Here is a 16,325-nt window from a genome sequence, read left to right as displayed (position 1 = left end):
CGTCGCGGGTGTCTGCCTGGAACGATAGCCCGCCGGGCAGGCGTGGGCTCAGCCGGTCTGCACAGCCGCCGGCGCCACGGCGTAGGGGTTCGCGGTCAGGGCGCCCACGACCCCGCGGTCGGCGAGCCCGCTGAGCTCGTCCTTCGACCCGGCGCCCGTGACCCACACGGAGACGTCCGAGTGCAGCCACGCGTCCAGGTCCTTCGCATCGTGGGCGACGGCGGCCATCGTGATGCCCTCCGCGTGCAGGCGCTGCGCGCCCACCGCGGCCGGGCCCGTGTAGAGGCCGGCGAGGCCCTTGTTCGCGGCGGCCTTGAGCACGGAGACCTCCGCCGAGCGGATGATGACGGAGTCTTTGGCGCCGTGGCCCTCCACCGCGCCGGCCACCGCGTCGAGGGTGCGGGCGTCGTCGACCTGGGGCACGAAGACCGTGTCGTCGCCGTACTCGTCCAGGGCGGCCTCCCAGGTCATGGGCGTCCCGGAGCCGCTGCCGTCCTTCGGCCCGGGCACCGAGGCGCGCTGGAAGTCGGCGGTCGAGGTCTGGTCGAGCGGCTTGGCAAGGCCGAGCGCCCGCTGCGCGGTCCGGGCGTCGGCGAGGACCACCGTGCCATCCGCGTCGAGGGCCGTGTCCACGGCCGGGAGGTAGCCGAACTTCACGTTCTCCCCGATCGCCTCCTTGGAGTTCGCGGGGTAGACATCGGAGCCGGCGCCCAGCGCGGCCACGGCGGGGTGCTGCAGGCTGTCGACGGTCAGCCGCTGCTTGGGCGCCAGCAGGCTCCACGCCACCACCGCGATCACCGCCACCACGGCGATCGCTCCCGCGAGCAGCGGGGCGTTGAAGCTCCGGCGGCTCATCGGCTGCGGTCCGCCGTGGTGCCGGCGCCCCGCAGCAGCCCGCGCAGGAAGCCCGCTCCCCAGCACAGGTGCATGGTGGGCAGGATCGCGAGGTACCACGCGCGCTCCCGCAGGCCGAGGTCCCGGGCCCGCGCGACCTCGGCGAGCAGGCCCAGCACGTAGCCGGCCGGCGCGACATAGACGAGCGAGGTGAAGCGGCGCAGGAACTTCGGCCAGCGGCGGGTGGTGCCGCTGAGCTGGGCGAGCGCCTCGAGCCCGGCGGCGGCGAGCCCGAGCACCAGCAGGGGCGGGGCGAAGTAGCGCAGGGAGTTCTTCGCACCGTGGCGGCGGATGAGCTCGGCGCGCCAGATGCCGGTGGCGCGGAACTGCTGGGCGATCTTCTTCCAGCTGGTGCGCGGCCAGTAGGTGACCTGCAGGTGCGGGTCGAACCAGATGCGCCCGCCGGCCTCGCGGATGCGCAGGTTGAGCTCCCAGTCCTGGCCGCGGCGCAGCGTGGGGTCGAACCCGCCCAGCTCGTCGAAGACCTCGCGGCGGAAGACGCCCAGGTAGGCGCTCTCGGCCTCCTGGGGGGCGTCCCCGGAGTGGTAGGCCGGCCCGCCCAGGCCCACGGGCGACATGTAGGCGCGGGCCGCCGCGCGCTGGAACGGGGTCCGGCCCCGGGCCACCATGAGCCCGCCGACATTGGCGGCGCGGGTGGTGCGCAGCACCTCGACGCCGGCGGCGGCATAGTCGGGGGTGAGCTCGGAGTGGGCGTCCACGCGGATGATGACGGGGTGGCGGGTGCGGGCCACGGCGAGGTTGAGCCCGGTGGGCGTGTCGCCCGCCGGGTTGTCGACCACGACGATGCGCGGGTCGTCGGCGGCCAGCGCGCGGGCGATCTCGTTCGTGCCGTCCTCGGAGGGGCCCAGTGCGAGGACCACCTCGCGCTGCCCCTCGTAGTCCTGCGCGAGGATCGTCGCGACGGCGGCGGAGAGGCTGTCCTCCTCGTTGAGCACCGGCATGATGAACGAGACCCCGGGCAGGGCCGCCAGCTCCGGCAGCGCCTCGGGGGCCAGCGCACTGCCCGACCGCCGCCGGGACCGGCTCTCAGACCGGCTCTCAACCCGGGTCTCGGACCGGCTCACTTGTGCTTCTCGTATTCGTCGACGACGTCGTCGGTGGCGCCGTCGGCGCGCATGTCGCCCTTCTCGATCCAGATCGTGCGGTTGCACGTGTCGCGGATCGAGCGCATCGAGTGGGAGACGAGGAAGACGGTGCCCGCCTTCTCGCGGATGCCGCGGATGCGCGCCTCGGACTTCTTCTGGAACTCGCGGTCGCCCACGGACAGCGCCTCGTCGACGATGAGGATCTCGTAGTCCTTGGCGGTGGCGATCGCGAACTTCAGGCGCGCGGACATCCCGGAGGAGTACGTGCGCATGGGCATGTCGATGAAGTCCTTGAGGCCCGTGAACTCGACGATCTCGTCGTACTTCGCCTCGATCTCCGTCCGGGTCATGCCCATGGCCAGGCCGCCCAGGATGATGTTCTGGCTGCCGGAGAGGTCGTTGATGAGCGCGGCTCCCACGCCCAGCAGGTTGGGCCGGCTCGTGGCGAACACGGCGCCGCGGGTGGGCGGGATGAGGCCCGTGATGGTCTTCATGAGCGTGGACTTGCCGGAGCCGTTCGTGCCGATGATGCCGATCGACTCGTTGGCACGGGCGACGAACGAGACGCCCTTGAGGGCGTGCACCGACTTCATCGTGCGCTTGCGCTGGAGCAGGCCCTTCGCGGTGCCGCCGTTGACGCGCTTGCCGGTGGCCAGCGTCTTGAACTCGATGTGGACGTCGTCGCAGACGACGACGGGCTGGCTCTCCGCGGGCCGGTTGGGATGGTCCTCGACCGCAGGGCCGGTCTCCTCCGGGCCCGTCTCCGCGGAGCGGGCGGGCTCAGCTGTCTCGGCCATAGCGCTCCTCGGCCTGCCAGAAGTACACGATGCCCGCGACGATGAGGACGACGGCCCAGATCGCGAGCTTCCACCAGTAGTCCACGGGCACGGTGTAGCCCGGCAGCAGCAGCCCGCGGGCGATCGTGAGGACCTCGATGAGGGGGTGCCAGTCGATGATGCCGCGGATCGTCGGGTAGTTCTCCACCATCCTGTGCGGATCGAAGAACACGCCGGAGGTGTAGAAGACCATCCGCGAGATGAAGGGGATGAACTGGCTGAGGTCGCGGAAGTGCACGGTGAGGCGGGCGAAGATGAGCCCCACGCCCTGGTTGAAGATCCAGAACAGGATGACCATGGGGATGAGCAGCAGCCACTCGAGCGAGGGCCGCGCCCCGCCGAACAGCGTGATGACGATCATGAGCACGAGCGTGGGCAGGAAGTTCAGGAGGTTCTGCGTGACGGTCGCGATCGGCAGCACCATGCGCGGGAACGGCAGCGACTGGACGAGCGAGGCGTTCGTCACGATCGACTTGGCGCCTGCGTTCATCGAGGTGTTGAAGAACTCCATGCAGAAGACGCCCACCACAACGAAGGGCACGAAGTTATGCGGCCGCGCGCCCGCCAGCACCAGGCCGAACACCAGGGCGTAGACCCCGGCGGAGAGCGTGGGGCGCAGGAGCACCCACAGCATCCCCAGCCGGTTGCGCTCGTTCTCGCTCTGGATGCGGTAGCGCGCCAGCAGGAAGGTGAAGTCCCGGCGCTGCCAGACCTGTTTGAGGTAGGCGAGGAGGGGAGGCCTGGCTCCGACTCGGCCCAGATTGTTCTGGGCTGCGATTTCGGACAGAGTCATGAACGCAAGAATACTTCCGGTCGGTGCCGTGGACACGGCAATCCTATGCGACGCGGGCCGCGCGGGGCCGCAGACGCCCTAGCCTCGGTGCGCCCTGGCCCACTGGCGCAGGTCGAACCCCTCCCGTGCCGCCTCCCCGCGGGTGAGCTGCGCCCGGCCCTCTCCCGCACCGCCCTCGAGGCGGGCGGCGAGCACCCGGCGCGCCGCGGTGTGCGCCGGCGGCGGTCCGAGCGTCTCCGCGCCTACGAGCTCGGCGTCGTCGCCCCGGGACTCGAAGAGCAGCGCCTGCCCCCGTCCCACCGAAAGGTCGCCGACGATCACCGCGTCCGGGTCCGCGGAGCTGGCCGGCATCCCCGCGGTGAACACGCGCACGGGCCCCTGGAATGACCAGTGCCAGGGCACGTCGGTCCAGGCACCGCAAGTCCCGCCGCCGAGGCGCGGGTCGGCCAGCCGTGCGCCCAGCCAGGCGCCCTGGGACAGTGCCACGGACTCGGCTGCCGTGGGCGGATAGCCGGCCATGGGGCCGCGCAGCACGTGCGCGGCATCGCCGATCGCGTACGCGCGCCCGCCCGCGCCGATGAGGCGCAGCCAGGCGTCCACTTCGGCGAAGCCGCGAGCATCGGACTGCCACCCCTGGGGCAGCGGGGGCAGCGCCGGCTCCGCGCCCACCGCCGCCAGCCACAGCGGGTGCGCGGCCGGGTCCGGCTCCGGATCGTAGGGCGCGAAGCGCACGCCGGCCGCGGCGTGGAGGTCGCGTACGGCGCGGGCGGTGTGCGGGTGCAGCCCCGGCAGCGGGAGGGCGCCGCGCAGGTGCACGGTGGGGGTCAGCCCGGCATCGGCGGCACCGCGGGCAGCCTCGAGGGCCAGGAAGCCGGAGCCCAGGATGCCGAGTTCGCGCCCGGGCGCCTGTGCGCGGAGGCCGCGGGCGGCCTCGGCGTCGGAGACCAGGTGCGCGCCGCGCAGCGCGGGCGGGGCCAGGCGGGGCCGCAGCCCCGTCGCGAGCACGAGCGTGCCGTAGGGCACCGCGGTGCCGTCGGCGAGGTGCACGGCGTCCTCGGCGATGCGCTCCACGGTCCCCGCAAGCGCCTCGATGCCGGGCAGCTCGCGCTGGTGGGGCCGGAGGTCGAGGTCGTCCGCGAACAAAGACTTCGACAGGGGCGGCAGCTCCGCGGGCTCCGTGCGCGCGTCGATGAGCACGGCGCGCCCGCCCGCCGCGCTCAGGGCCTGGGCGCACGCCGTTCCGGCGGCTCCCCCGCCCACGATGACGATGCCGCCGCGCGCATCAGTGCTCTCGGCCATCGCGTCAGTAGTCTCCGCCATCGCGCTCTCCCCTCTGCCTGCTCCCAACGTACCGCCACGCCGGCGCGCGAGGGCGGGGCTGGGAGAATCGCGCCATGAGCACTCACCGCGCCAGCACCGCCACTCCCGCCAGCGCCGACGCCTCCGCCGTGGTCTTCGTCTGCACGGGCAACACGTGCCGCTCGCCGCTGGCGGAGCGGCTCGCCGCGCACCTGGACCCGTCCACGGCGTTCTCCTCGGCGGGCACCCACACGATCGTCGGACAGCCCATGGACCCCGGCATGGCCGCGCAGCTCACGCGGCTCGGCGGCGACCCGGCGGGCTTCGCCGGGCGCCTCCTCGACGAGGAGATCGCCGCGCGGGCTCGGCTGCTCGTGGGCCTCACCCGGTCCCACTTCGACCTCATCACGGGCGCGTTTCCCGAGGCAGCGGGCAGGACCGTCGTGCTCAAGCCCTACGCGCGCCTCGCGGCGGCGGGCGCGGTGGCGCCCTGGGAGGCGCCCAGCCTCGAGGTCCTGCGCGGCGCCGCCGGCCGCGCGGCGATCACCGGCACGGCCGACGACGACATCGCCGACCCCTACCGGCTGGGCTGGGAGGAGGCGGCCCGCGCCGCGGACGAGATCGACGCGGCGCTGCGGATGATCGTGGGCGCGCCGGGCGAACCGGCCGGCGCGTAGCGTGCACCGGCCCGGAGCCGCTCAGCGCGCGCCGGCGCGCAGTTCCCGGGCGACCTCGCGCCGGGCTGCCTGCTCGACCGGGTCCGGGACCGGCAGCGAGGCGATGAGCCGACGGGTGTAGTCGTGCCGGGGGCTGCCGAGCACCTGGGCGCCCGTGCCGGACTCCAGCAGCTCGCCGCGGTAGAGCACGCCGATCCGGTCGGAGAGCATGTCGACGACCGCCAGGTCGTGGCTGATGAAGAGGGCCGCGTAGTGGAAGCGCTCCTGGAGCTCCCGGAACAGGTCGAGCACGCGCGCCTGGACGGAGACGTCGAGCGCGGACGTGGGCTCGTCGGCCACGAGCAGCTCCGGATCCAGGCTGATGCCGCGGGCCAGGGAGGCGCGCTGGCGCTGGCCGCCGGACAGCTCATGAGGGTAGCGCGCGGCGTAGTCGCCGGGCAGCTGGACGGCGTCGAGGAGCTCATCGACCTTGCGCCGGCGGTCGGCGGCGGAGATGTCCGGCCGGTGCACGGCCAGTGGCTCGGCGATGCACTCGCCGATCGACAGGTGCGGGTTGAACGAGGCAGCGGGGTCCTGGAAGACGAAGCCGATCCGCTTGCGCAGGGACCGGAAGCCCCTCTCCTTGAACCCGACCATCTCGTGGTCGAAGACGCGCAGCGAGCCGCCGGTGGCGCGCGTGAGGCCCGCGATCGCGCGCCCGATCGTCGTCTTGCCCGAACCCGATTCGCCCACGAGGCCGTAGACCTCGCCCGGGCGGATGTCGAAGCTCACGCCGCCCACCGCCTGGAAGTCCTTCTTGCCGAAGCCGCCGGGGTAGACGATCTCGAGGCCCTCGGCAACGACGAGCGGTGCGGCATCGGGGCGCGCGGGCTCGGCGGGCGCCTCGGACGCGGTCTGGGCCCGCGCCTCGGCCGCGGTGGTGGCAGGCGCGGTGGTGGAGGCGATGTCCGCGCTCGCCAGGCGCGGGACCGCGGCGAGCAGGCTGCGGGTGTACTCGTGGCGCGGGCTGGCGAACAGGTCGCGCACCCCTGCCGTCTCCACGAGGTCGCCGCGGTACATGACGGCCACGCGGTCGGCGAGGTCGGCGACGACGCCCATGTTGTGCGTGATGAGCACGATCGCGGTGTCGAAGTCGTCGCGCAGCTCGCGCAGCAGGTCGAGGATCTCCGCCTGCACGGTGACGTCGAGCGCGGTCGTGGGCTCGTCGGCCACGATGAGCTTGGCGCCCAGGGCGAGTGCCATGGCGATGACGATGCGCTGCTTCTGGCCCCCGGAGAACTGGTGGGGGTAGTAGTCGTAGCGCTCGGCGGCGTCGGGGATGCCCACCTTCTCCATCGCCTCGACGGCGCGCGCCCGCAGCTCCTTGCGGCCCAGCTTGGGATTGTGGGCGCGCAGGCCCTCCGCGATCTGCCAGCCCACGGTGTAGACCGGGTTCAGTGCGGTGGAGGGCTCCTGGAAGACCATCGCGGCATCCGAGCCGCGCAGCCGGCGCAGGGCCGCCGGCCCCGCGGTGAGCACCGAGCCGCCCGCGAGCACGACGGCCCCGTCGACCACCGCGGTGTCCGGCAGCAGGCCCAGGATCGAGCGAGCCGTCACGGACTTGCCGGAACCGGACTCCCCCACGATCGCGAGCACCTCGCCCGGCGAGACCGCGATGCTCAGGTCGTTGACCGCATGGACCTCGCCCGCGTCCGTGGAGAAGGTGACGTCGAGGTCGTCGATGGTGAGTAGGGGCGCCTGCTGTGCGGCTGACTTCTCTTCTGCCATCTCAGGCCTCCTTCGCTGCGGTGCGGCCGGTCCGGGCGCGCTGCGCCCGGGCACGGCGGGAGCGGCGCGGCTTCTTGCGCAGCCGCAGGCGCGGATCGTTGAGGTCGTTCATCGACTCGCCCACGAGCGTGATGCCGAGGACGGTGAGCACGATCGCCAGACCCGGGAACAGGGCCGTCCACCAGATCCCGGAGGTCACGTCGGACAGCGCCTTGTTGAGGTCGAAGCCCCATTCGGCTGCGGACGTGGGCTCGATACCGAAGCCCAGGAAGCCCAGGGCCGCGAGCGTGAGGATCGCCTCCGAGGCGTTGAGGGTGAAGATGAGCGGGATGTTGCGGGTGGCGTTGCGGTAGATGTGGCGGGCGATGATGCGCGGCTTGGACACGCCGATCACCTGCGCGGACTCCACGAAGGGCTCCGCCTTCAGGCGCACCGCCTCCGCCCGCACGACGCGGAAGTACTGCGGGACGAACACGACCGTGATCGAGATCGCCGCGGCCATGACGCCGCCCACCACCTTCGACTGCCCGCCGGAGATGACGATCGTCATGACGATGGCCAGCAGCAGCGAGGGGAACGCGTAGATTGCGTCCGCGACCACCACGAGGATCCGGTCGAGCCAGCCGCCCAGGTACCCCGACACGAGCCCCAGGACGACGCCGATGATGAGCGAGATCGTCACGGCCACGACGATGACGAACACGGCCGTCCGGGTGCCCCAGACCACGCGGGAGAAGACGTCGAAGCCGCCCACCGTGGTGCCCCAGAGGTGGGCGGCGCTGGGCGCCTGCTGGGTGCCGAAGTCCCCGTTCGCGTCATTCATCTGCGCGAATCCGTAGGGGGCGATGAGCGGGGCGAAGAGGGCGCACAGGAGGATGAGCGCGCAGATCACGAGGCCGCCCAGCAGCATGCCGCGCTGCAGGCCCACGGCCTGGCGGACGTGGCGGACGATCGGCAGGCGGCGCAGCGGGGACTCGCCTGCGCGCTTGGCGGCACCGGGCAGCGGCGCGGGGCCCGAGGCGCCTGGGCCGGTGGGCTGGACGGGGGCAGCGGTGCTCATCAGTACCTCACTCGCGGGTCGATGAAGGCGACGATGATGTCGACGATGAAGTTCGTCACCGCCACGATGACGGCGAGCATGACGACGATGCCCTGCACCGCCACGAAGTCGCGCGCCTGGATGTACTGGTAAAGCTGGAAGCCCAGCCCCTTCCACTCGAACGTCGTCTCCGTGAGCACGGCCCCGGCCAGCGACAGCGCGATCTGCATGCCCATGACCGTGATGATGGGGATGAGGGCCGGGCGGTAGGCGTGCTTCGTGACGAGCCGGAACTCGGAGACGCCGCGGGAGCGGGCGGACTCGACGTACTGCGAGCCCAGCGTGCCGATGAGGTTGGTGCGCACGAGCCGCAGGAACGTGCCGGCCGTGATGAGCCCCAGCGCGATCGCGGGCAGCACCGCGTGGCGCAGCACGTCGCCGGCGGCGGACATGCTGCCGATCCGCAGCGAGTCCAGCAGGTAGAGGTGCGTGGGGTTGATGACACCGCCCAGCAGCAGCTCGGTGGCGGTGTTCGCACGGCCGGCCACCGGCAGGATGGGCCACAGGATGCCGAAGACGAGCTTGAGCAGCAGGCCGATGAAGAACACGGGCGTGGCGTAGGCGAGGATCGCGAGGATGCGCAGCACCGCATCGGGCCAGCGGTCGCGGAACTTCGCGGCGACCATGCCGAACGGGATGCCCACCGCGAACGCGACGACCAGGGAGAAGAGCACGAGCTCGAGGGTGGCGCTGCCGTAGTCCGCCAGCACCTTCGTCACCTGCTGGTGGTCGGAGACCGTGGTGCCGAAGTCGCCGGTGAGCAGCCGGCCCATGTACTCGAAGTACTGGACGATCAGCGGCCGGTCGTAGCCCGCGTCGTGCACGCGCTGGGCGAGCTGGTCCTGCGTGAGCCGGCCGCCCTGGGAGGCCGTGATGGGGTCGCCCGTGATCCGCATGAGGAAGAACACGAGGGTGGTGAGGATCCACACCGTGGGGATGATGAGGAGGAACCGGACGAGGATGTAGCGGCCCAGCCCGGAGGGGGATCTGGGGCTCTTCTTCACGGGTCCTGCCGCGAGCTCGGGGACCTCGACGCTTGCTGTCATACCGTCGCAATCTGCTGGTGGGCGGCCTGCCGGTGAGCGGCTGCCAGGTGGGCGGCCTGCCGGCGGGCGGCCTGGTGGGGGCCGTCGGCGGCCGGGGCACGGAGCGGGGCCCGGAGGGGTGTCCTCCGGGCCCCGGCCCGCTCAGCGCCGTGCGGCGCTGGGAGTGGGCATCACTTGCTCAGCATCGCCAGGCGGAACTGGAACGAGGGGTCGAGGGTCTCGTCGATGCCCTGGACGTCCTTGTTCGCGATCGCGATCTGGTTGCCCTGGAGCAGCGGCAGGGTGGGCAGCTGCTTGGCCAGCTCGTCCTGGATCGTGCCCAGCGCCTGCTCGCGCTTGCCGGAGTCTGCGATCGACGCCTGGTCGGTCAGCTGCTTGTTGATCTTCTCGTCGCGGAAGTGGTTGGCGAGGAAGCTCTGGGTGTCCTTCGTGTCGTAGAAGAACGGCACCAGGTAGTTGTCCGCGTCCGAGTAGTCCGGGAACCAGCCCAGCTGGTAGACCGGGTAGTTGTCCGCGGTGCGGTCCTTCGAGTACTGCACCCACTCGGTGGACTGCAGGTCCACCTTGAACAGGCCGGTCTTCTCCAGCTGGTCCTTGACCTTCGCGTACTCATCGCCGGAGGACGGGCCGTAGTGGTCCGGGTTGTACTGCAGCTTGATGTCGACGGGCGCGGTGACGCCGGCGTCCTCGAGGGCCTTCTTCGCCTTCTCCGCATCGGCACCGCCGTCGCCGTTGCCGTAGGCGCCCTTGAGTGCCTGGTTGGCACCGGGCAGGCCGTCCGGGACGAAGCTGTAGAGCGGGGTGTACGTGTCCTTGTAGACGTCCTTGGCGATCGCCGAGCGGTCCACGGAGTCCGCCATCGCCTGGCGGATCGCCAGCGCCTTCTTGGGGTCCGGGGAGCTGGACTTGGCGCCGTAGGGCATCGTGTCGAAGTTGAAGACGATGTAGCGGATCTCGCCGCCGGGGCCCTTGTGCACGGAGAGCTTGTCGTCCTTGCCGAGGTCCTCGATGTCCGTGGCGGACAGGGAGCGCCAGGCCACGTCGATCGAGCCCTGCTGCAGGTCGAGCTTCATGTTGTTGGCGTCCGAGTAGTACTTCATCTGGACGCTGTCCGTCTTCGCCTTCTCCAGCGGTCCCTTGTAGTCCGGGTTCGCGGCGTAGGAGACGAGCTTGTTGAGGTCGTACGAGTCGATCTGGTACGGCCCGCCGAACGCCTTGGCCTTGACGATCTCGTCGTCCTTCGTCACCTTCGTCGGGGAGAACGCCTCCTCGTCGACGATGGGCCCGGCCGGGCCGGCGAGCACGAGCGGGAACGTCTGGTCGTTCGGGCGGCTGAGCTCGAACTGGACGGTCTGGTCATCCGGGGTCTTCACGGACTTCAGCGAGCCCAGCAGTGAGGAGGGGCCGTTGGGGTCGGCGATCTTCTTCTGCCGGTCGAAGCTGAACTTCACGTCCGACGAGGTCAGCTCGTGGCCGTTGGCGAACTTCAGGTCCTGCTTGAGCTTGACCTCGTAGGTTGTGGGGTTGGAGAAGTCCGCGCTCTCCGCGATGTCCGGCTGCGTCTCCGCGGTGCCCGGCTTGTAGGAGGTGAGGAAGGGGAAGACCTGCTGCATGACGAGGAACGATCCGTTGTCATACGAGCCGGCCGGGTCGAGGGAGGTGACCTTGTCCGTCGTGCCGACGGTCAGCGGCCCGCCGGAGTCGGAGTCGCCGTCCTTCTGCGTGGTCGACGACGAGCAGCCCGACAGCACGAGGGCCGTCGCGCTCAGGGCCGCGGCTGCGGCGACGATGGTGGTCTTGAGTGCCATGGTGGGGGTGACTCGCTTTCGTCCGTGCGCTGCGAGAGCGTGCGCGGTAATGGAGGAAAGATTAAGCCAGCTCACAGCGCGTGACCTATCCCTCGTGCGCGGGACCGGACATCGAGACCGAATCGACACACAAATCCGGACGGGTGCCCCGGCCCGCCCCGGCCAGGGGGCCCGCTCCGTCGCCGGCTACGGGGGCCGTCCCGCCGCCGAGGCGCGGGGCGGCCCCCGCTCCGGCCTCGGCTCAGCCCTCGCTCTGGCCCGCGGAGCCCAGGCGCTGGCAGGCCTCGACGATGCGCTGGGCCATGCCCGCCTCGGCGGCCTTGCCCCAGGCGCGCGGGTCGTAGGCCTTCTTGTTGCCCACCTCGCCGTCGACCTTGAGGACCCCGTCGTAGTCGCGGAACATGTGGTCGGCCACGGGGCGGGTGAACGCGTACTGCGTGTCAGTGTCGATGTTCATCTTGATGACGCCGTAGGACACGGCCGCCGCGATCTCCTCGGCCGTCGAACCGGAGCCGCCGTGGAAGACGAGGTCGAACGGGCGCTCGCGGCCCACCTTCGCGCCCACCTCGTCCTGGATCTCCTGGAGGATCTCCGGGCGCAGCTTCACGTGACCGGGCTTGTAGGAGCCGTGGACGTTGCCGAACGTCAGCGCCGTCATGTAGCGGCCCTTCTCCCCCAGGCCCAGCTTCTCCACCGTCGCCAGGCCGTCGGCCGCGGTCGTGTAGAGCTTGTCGTTGATCTCGCCGGTGACGCCGTCCTCCTCGCCGCCCACGGCGCCCACCTCGATCTCGAGGATCTGCTTGGCGGCGTGGGTGAGCTCGAGGAGCTCGGCGGCGATGTCGAGGTTCTCCGGCACCTCGATCGCGGAGCCGTCCCACATGTGCGAGTTGAACAGCGGGTCCTCGCCGCGCTCCACCCGCTCGCGGCTGAGCGCGATGAGGGGCTTGACCCAGTCCTCGACCTTGTCCTGCTGCGCGTGGTCGGTGTGCAGCCCCACCGTGACGGGGTAGTTCTGCGCGACCGTGCGGGCGAATTCGGCCAGCGCCACGGACCCGGTGATGCGGTCCTTGACGGTGGAGCCGGAGGCGTATTCGGCGCCGCCGAACGAGAGCTGGAGGATGCCGTCCGAGCCGGCCTCGGCGAAGCCGCGCAGGGCCGCGTTGATCGTCTGGGACGAGGTCACGTTGATGGCGGGGTAGGCGAAGCCGCGCTCCTTGGCGCGGTCGATCATCTGGGCGTACTGCTCCGGGCTTGCGACGGGCATGGCTCTCCTTCGACGGCCTGTGGCCCCCGGCTGCGCGGCGCTTGGGTCCGCCGCGCGGCGGGCGCGGGGTTCGTGCCTCCCATACTTCCATCACCGCTGGTGGCGCGCCAGCCCGCGCAAGCCCATAGAGTGCCCCTATGACAGAGGCGTCCGCACTGCCGCGCACCCGCCGGCGCACCATCATGGCGTGGGCGCTGTGGGACTGGGGCGGCTCCGCGTACTCCGCGGTCGTCGTCACGTTCGTCTTCGCGCCCTACCTCACCTCCGCGGTCGCGGCGGACAAGGACGCCGGGGCCGCCCAGCTGGGCTGGGCGATGGGGATCGCCGGCGCGCTCGTGGCGATCATCGCCCCGGCGGCGGGCACTCGGGCGGACGCCGGCGGCCACCACCGCCGCTGGCTGGCCATCAACACGGGCCTCGTCGTGGCGTGCGTGCTGTGCATGTTCTTCATCCGCGACGAGCCGGCCTTCCTGTGGCCCGGCCTCGTCCTGCTGGGCGCGGCGAGCATCTTCTACACCCTCGCGGAGGTCTCCTACAACGGCCTGCTCACCCGCCTCGCCACCCCAGCCAACACCGGCCGGATCTCCGGGCTGGGCTGGGGCCTGGGCTACCTGGGCGGCCTGGCGATGCTCGTGTTCGCCCTCTTCGCCTTCATCCGCCCGGAGGTGGGGCTCTTCGGCGCCGTGGACGCCGGCGGGCTGCGCTACCGGATCGTCGCCGCGGCCTCCGGCGCGTGGTTCCTGCTCTTCGCGCTGCCCATCGTCTTCCTGGCCCCCAGGGACCGCAGCGCGCCCACCGCGCCCGAGGCGGGGGCCCGGATCCGCTCGCGTGCCGGGCTCGGCTCATGGCTGGAGAGCTTCCGGCTCGTCGTCGAGCGGATCGTCGCCCTGTGGCGCGAGGACCGGCCCACGCTCATGTTCTTCGCCGCCGCTGCCGTCTACCGCGACGGCCTCACGACGATCTTCTCCGTGGCCGGCGTGCTGGCGGCCGGCTCGTACGGGTTCTCCGCCTCCCAGGTCATCTACTTAGGCGTCGCGGCGAACCTCGTGGCCAGGCTGGGCTGCCTGGCCTCGGGCTGGTTCGACGACCGGTTCGGCCCGCGCGCGGTCATCCTCACCGGCCTCGTGTGCCTCATCGCCGGTGGCCTGCCCATCGCCTTCGGCGACTCCCAGGCGCTGTTCTGGGTGTGCGCCATGTGGCTGTGCCTGTTCGTCGGGCCGGTCAACGCGTCCTCCCGGTCCTACCTGGCCCGCATCACCCCGCCGGAGCGTGCCGGGGAGGACTTCGGGCTCTACGCGACGACCGGGCGCGCGGTCAGCTTCCTGGGGCCCACGTGCTTCGCGCTGTTCATCACCCTCTTCGGCTTCCAGCGCGCCGGGGCGCTGGGGATCGTGCTCGTGCTGGCCGCCGGTCTCGTGCTCATGCGGTGGGTGCCGCGGGCGGGCGCGCGGTGAGCCCAGCCGGGCGCCCCGGGCCGGGGGCGGGGGACAATCGGGCCATGGATCCCCGCTTCCTCGTCATCGGCGAGGCGCTCATCGACATCGTCGAGACCGCCGACGGCGCGCGCGCCGAGCACCCCGGGGGCAGCCCCGCCAACGTCGCGCTCGGGCTCGGGCGCCTGGGCCACCGCGTCGAGCTCGCGTGCGCGCTCGGCGCCGATGCCCGCGCCGAGCGCATCGCCGCGCACCTGGCCGCGAGCGGTGTGGGCCTGGGCGCCTCGCTCGGGGCGATCGCGCGGACCTCGACCGCGCACGCCCGCCTGAATGCCGCCGGCGCCGCGGACTACGCGTTCGACCTCGAATGGCGCCTCGACGCAACCGCAGCGCCGGCCGCCGACCACATCCACACCGGCTCGCTGGCCGCCCAGCTCGCACCGGGGGCCGACGCGGTGCTCGCGCTCCTGCGCGCCCGCAGGGACGCAGCCTCCATCAGCTTCGACCCGAACATCCGCCCGGACCTGCTGGCCGACCGCGCGGCGGCCCGCGCGCGCTGTGAGGAGATCGTCGCGCTGGCCGACGTCGTCAAGGCCAGCGACGAGGACCTCGCCCACCTCTACCCGGGCGTGCCCGTCGACCGGGCGCTGGCCGATTGGGCCGGCAGGGGCCCGGTGCTGGCGATCGCCACGCTGGGCGCCCGCGGGGCACTCGCGTGCCTGCCGGGCGGTGAGCCCACTGCGCTGCCCGCGCGGCCCGTGGCGGTCGCGGACACCGTGGGCGCCGGGGACTCGTTCATGGCCGGCTTGCTCTCCGGCCTCGCCGACGCCGGCCTGCTGGGAGTGGGGGGCGGCGGACTCCGGAGGCCGGCGGGCGCCTCGGCGGCGGGCGCGTTCACGGCGGCGCTTGAGCGGGCCACCGCGTGCGCGGCCCTCACCGTCGCCCGGGCGGGGGCGGACCTGCCCACCCGGTCCCAGCTGCCCGGCTGAGCGCCGCTGGGAACGGGCGCACAGGCAGGGGCCGCGGCTGTTTCCCCTTACCGCCCGTACGCTCTACACTCGGAATGAACCCTTCACTGAACGAACGATCGAGGGAGATCATGGACAATCTGCTGAGCCCAGAAGAGCTCGAGTTCGCGGAGAAGATGCGCGAGTTCTACCGCACCGAGATCCCGGAGGACATCCGGTTCCGCAACGCCACCGGCCAGGAGCTGTCGAAGGACGACATCGTCACGACGCAGCAGATCCTCAACAAGCACGGCTACGCCGTGCCCAACTGGCCCGTCGAGTGGGGCGGCCAGGACTGGACGCCGGTGCAGCGCCACATCTGGCTCGAGGAGATGCAGCTGGCCAACGTGCCCTCTCCCCTGCCGTTCAACGCCTCCATGGTGGGCCCCGTCATCGCGACGTTCGGCAGCCAGGAGATCAAGGAGCGGTTCCTGCCCAAGACCGCGAACATCGACATCTGGTGGTCGCAGGGCTTCTCCGAGCCCAACGCCGGCTCGGACCTCGCCTCGCTCAAGACCACGGCCGTGAAGAAGGGCGATCACTACATCGTCAACGGCCAGAAGACGTGGACGACCCTGGGCCAGTACGGCGACTGGATCTTCATGCTCGTGCGCACGGACCCGGACGTGAAGAAGCAGGCGGGCATCTCGTTCCTCCTCATCGACATGAAGTCCCCGGGCGTCACGGTGCGCCCCATCGAGCTCATCGACGGCGGCCACGAGGTCAACGAGGTCTTCTTCGACAACGTCGAGGTCCCCGTGGAGAACCTCGTGGGCGAGGAGAACAAGGGCTGGACGTACGCGAAGTTCCTGCTGGGCAACGAGCGCACCGGCATCGCCCGCATCGGCCAGTCCAAGGTCAACCTGGCCCGCGTCAAGGCCTACGCCGCGACGACGAAGACCGCCCGCGGCACCCTGCTGGACGATCCGCTGTTCTCCGCGCGCCTGACGAAGGTCGAGGCGGAGCTCACCGCGCTCGAGTTCACCCAGCTGCGCATGCTCTCCACCCAGGTGGCGGGCTCGGAGAAGCCGGACCCCCGCTCCTCGGTCCTCAAGCTGCGCGGCTCGCAGCTCCAGCAGGACATCACGGAGCTCCTCGTCGACGTGCTGGGCCCCCAGGGCCTCGACTTCGTCGACGACGCCCGCCTGCCCGGCGGCTTCACGGACCTGCCCCCGGCGGCCGTGGACGCGCTGCGCACCTACTTCAACTACCGCAAGGTCAGCATCTACGGCGGCGCCTCGGAGATCCAGCGCGGCATCATCAGCAAGGCCATCCTGGGCCTGTGAGCTTCTGAGG

General features: G+C 71.6%; 14 protein-coding genes. 4 read left to right on the top strand and 10 right to left on the bottom strand.

The annotated features are described in order from the left end of the window. Window positions 1-48: 48 nt before the first annotated feature. The 5 genes from BRM1_RS11475 to BRM1_RS11455 form a co-directional block, all read right to left on the bottom strand. A complete protein-coding gene (locus BRM1_RS11475) occupies window positions 49-855 on the bottom strand; it encodes a hypothetical protein (RefSeq protein WP_160952230.1) in 807 nt (268 codons plus the stop codon). Further along, window positions 852-1,856 (bottom strand): glycosyltransferase family 2 protein, encoded by a 1,005-nt coding sequence (locus tag BRM1_RS11470; RefSeq protein ID WP_268529838.1) that lies wholly within the window; start codon window positions 1,854-1,856, stop codon window positions 852-854. Before BRM1_RS11470 ends, BRM1_RS11475 begins: the two co-directional genes overlap by 4 nt. A gap of 119 nt (window positions 1,857-1,975) precedes the next feature. Next, on the bottom strand, window positions 1,976-2,797 hold the full coding sequence (locus BRM1_RS11465; protein WP_160952229.1) for an ABC transporter ATP-binding protein: 822 nt from the start codon (window positions 2,795-2,797) through the stop codon (window positions 1,976-1,978). After that, entirely contained in the window at window positions 2,781-3,629 is an 849-nt protein-coding gene (locus tag BRM1_RS11460) for an ABC transporter permease (protein ID WP_160952228.1), read from the bottom strand. Before BRM1_RS11460 ends, BRM1_RS11465 begins: the two co-directional genes overlap by 17 nt. 78 nt (window positions 3,630-3,707) lie before the next feature. Then, on the bottom strand, window positions 3,708-4,949 hold the full coding sequence (locus BRM1_RS11455; RefSeq protein WP_268526078.1) for an FAD-dependent oxidoreductase: 1,242 nt from the start codon (window positions 4,947-4,949) through the stop codon (window positions 3,708-3,710). A 74-nt stretch (window positions 4,950-5,023) separates the two neighbouring features. On the opposite strand from BRM1_RS11455, the gene BRM1_RS11450 reads away from it, so the two are divergent. Then, a complete protein-coding gene (locus tag BRM1_RS11450) occupies window positions 5,024-5,605 on the top strand; it encodes an arsenate reductase/protein-tyrosine-phosphatase family protein (protein WP_268526076.1) in 582 nt (193 codons plus the stop codon). Window positions 5,606-5,626: 21 nt separating this feature from the next. On the opposite strand, the gene BRM1_RS11445 is transcribed toward BRM1_RS11450, so the two are convergent. The 5 genes from BRM1_RS11445 to fbaA all read right to left on the bottom strand — a co-directional run bounded on the left by BRM1_RS11445 (window position 5,627) and on the right by fbaA (window position 12,589). Beyond that, window positions 5,627-7,372: a dipeptide ABC transporter ATP-binding protein gene (locus BRM1_RS11445; RefSeq protein ID WP_268526074.1), complete on the bottom strand. Its 1,746-nt coding sequence runs from the start codon at window positions 7,370-7,372 to the stop codon at window positions 5,627-5,629. Between the two features lies 1 nt (window position 7,373). Continuing rightward, window positions 7,374-8,432 carry an ABC transporter permease gene (locus tag BRM1_RS11440; RefSeq protein ID WP_268526072.1) on the bottom strand — a complete coding sequence of 353 codons (1,059 nt, stop codon included), beginning with the start codon at window positions 8,430-8,432 and terminating at the stop codon, window positions 7,374-7,376. Further along, the gene (locus BRM1_RS11435) at window positions 8,432-9,517 is read right to left on the bottom strand and encodes an ABC transporter permease (RefSeq protein WP_160952223.1); all 1,086 of its coding nucleotides are present in this window, start codon (window positions 9,515-9,517) and stop codon (window positions 8,432-8,434) included. Before BRM1_RS11435 ends, BRM1_RS11440 begins: the two co-directional genes overlap by 1 nt. 170 nt (window positions 9,518-9,687) lie before the next feature. After that, complete coding sequence (locus BRM1_RS11430; RefSeq protein ID WP_268526070.1) at window positions 9,688-11,325, bottom strand: ABC transporter substrate-binding protein; 1,638 nt, start codon at window positions 11,323-11,325, stop codon at window positions 9,688-9,690. 241 nt (window positions 11,326-11,566) lie between these two features. After that, window positions 11,567-12,589 carry a class II fructose-bisphosphate aldolase gene (gene fbaA / locus BRM1_RS11425; RefSeq protein WP_268526068.1) on the bottom strand — a complete coding sequence of 341 codons (1,023 nt, stop codon included), beginning with the start codon at window positions 12,587-12,589 and terminating at the stop codon, window positions 11,567-11,569. A gap of 137 nt (window positions 12,590-12,726) precedes the next feature. On the opposite strand from fbaA, the gene BRM1_RS11420 reads away from it, so the two are divergent. The 3 genes from BRM1_RS11420 to BRM1_RS11410 all read left to right on the top strand — a co-directional run bounded on the left by BRM1_RS11420 (window position 12,727) and on the right by BRM1_RS11410 (window position 16,315). After that, window positions 12,727-14,043, top strand: a complete 1,317-nt coding sequence (locus tag BRM1_RS11420) for an MFS transporter (RefSeq protein ID WP_268526066.1) — start codon at window positions 12,727-12,729, stop codon at window positions 14,041-14,043. A gap of 44 nt (window positions 14,044-14,087) precedes the next feature. Continuing rightward, window positions 14,088-15,011 carry a PfkB family carbohydrate kinase gene (locus tag BRM1_RS11415; RefSeq protein ID WP_268526064.1) on the top strand — a complete coding sequence of 308 codons (924 nt, stop codon included), beginning with the start codon at window positions 14,088-14,090 and terminating at the stop codon, window positions 15,009-15,011. Between the two features lie 110 nt (window positions 15,012-15,121). Then, window positions 15,122-16,315: an acyl-CoA dehydrogenase family protein gene (locus BRM1_RS11410; RefSeq protein WP_160952218.1), complete on the top strand. Its 1,194-nt coding sequence runs from the start codon at window positions 15,122-15,124 to the stop codon at window positions 16,313-16,315. Window positions 16,316-16,325 lie beyond the last annotated feature (10 nt).

This window comes from Brevibacterium sp. BRM-1, from assembly GCF_026802075.1.
GTDB classification, from domain to species: Bacteria; Actinomycetota; Actinomycetes; order Actinomycetales; family Brevibacteriaceae; genus Brevibacterium; species Brevibacterium rongguiense.
This window is presented reverse-complemented; position numbering and strand designations above follow the sequence as displayed.

What these genes read in the sequence shown, in the direction of transcription:
- BRM1_RS11475 (WP_160952230.1), bottom strand. Translation starts at nt 855, where the DNA reads ATGAGCCGCCGGAGCTTCAACGCCCCGCTGCTCGCGGGAGCGATCGCC.
- BRM1_RS11470 (WP_268529838.1), bottom strand. Translation starts at nt 1,856, where the DNA reads ATGCCGGTGCTCAACGAGGAGGACAGCCTCTCCGCCGCCGTCGCGACG.
- BRM1_RS11465 (WP_160952229.1), bottom strand. Translation starts at nt 2,797, where the DNA reads ATGGCCGAGACAGCTGAGCCCGCCCGCTCCGCGGAGACGGGCCCGGAG.
- BRM1_RS11460 (WP_160952228.1), bottom strand. Translation starts at nt 3,629, where the DNA reads ATGACTCTGTCCGAAATCGCAGCCCAGAACAATCTGGGCCGAGTCGGA.
- BRM1_RS11455 (WP_268526078.1), bottom strand. Translation starts at nt 4,949, where the DNA reads ATGGCGGAGACTACTGACGCGATGGCCGAGAGCACTGATGCGCGCGGC.
- BRM1_RS11450 (WP_268526076.1), top strand. Translation starts at nt 5,024, where the DNA reads ATGAGCACTCACCGCGCCAGCACCGCCACTCCCGCCAGCGCCGACGCC.
- BRM1_RS11445 (WP_268526074.1), bottom strand. Translation starts at nt 7,372, where the DNA reads ATGGCAGAAGAGAAGTCAGCCGCACAGCAGGCGCCCCTACTCACCATC.
- BRM1_RS11440 (WP_268526072.1), bottom strand. Translation starts at nt 8,432, where the DNA reads ATGAGCACCGCTGCCCCCGTCCAGCCCACCGGCCCAGGCGCCTCGGGC.
- BRM1_RS11435 (WP_160952223.1), bottom strand. Translation starts at nt 9,517, where the DNA reads ATGACAGCAAGCGTCGAGGTCCCCGAGCTCGCGGCAGGACCCGTGAAG.
- BRM1_RS11430 (WP_268526070.1), bottom strand. Translation starts at nt 11,325, where the DNA reads ATGGCACTCAAGACCACCATCGTCGCCGCAGCCGCGGCCCTGAGCGCG.
- fbaA (WP_268526068.1), bottom strand. Translation starts at nt 12,589, where the DNA reads ATGCCCGTCGCAAGCCCGGAGCAGTACGCCCAGATGATCGACCGCGCC.
- BRM1_RS11420 (WP_268526066.1), top strand. Translation starts at nt 12,727, where the DNA reads ATGACAGAGGCGTCCGCACTGCCGCGCACCCGCCGGCGCACCATCATG.
- BRM1_RS11415 (WP_268526064.1), top strand. Translation starts at nt 14,088, where the DNA reads ATGGATCCCCGCTTCCTCGTCATCGGCGAGGCGCTCATCGACATCGTC.
- BRM1_RS11410 (WP_160952218.1), top strand. Translation starts at nt 15,122, where the DNA reads ATGGACAATCTGCTGAGCCCAGAAGAGCTCGAGTTCGCGGAGAAGATG.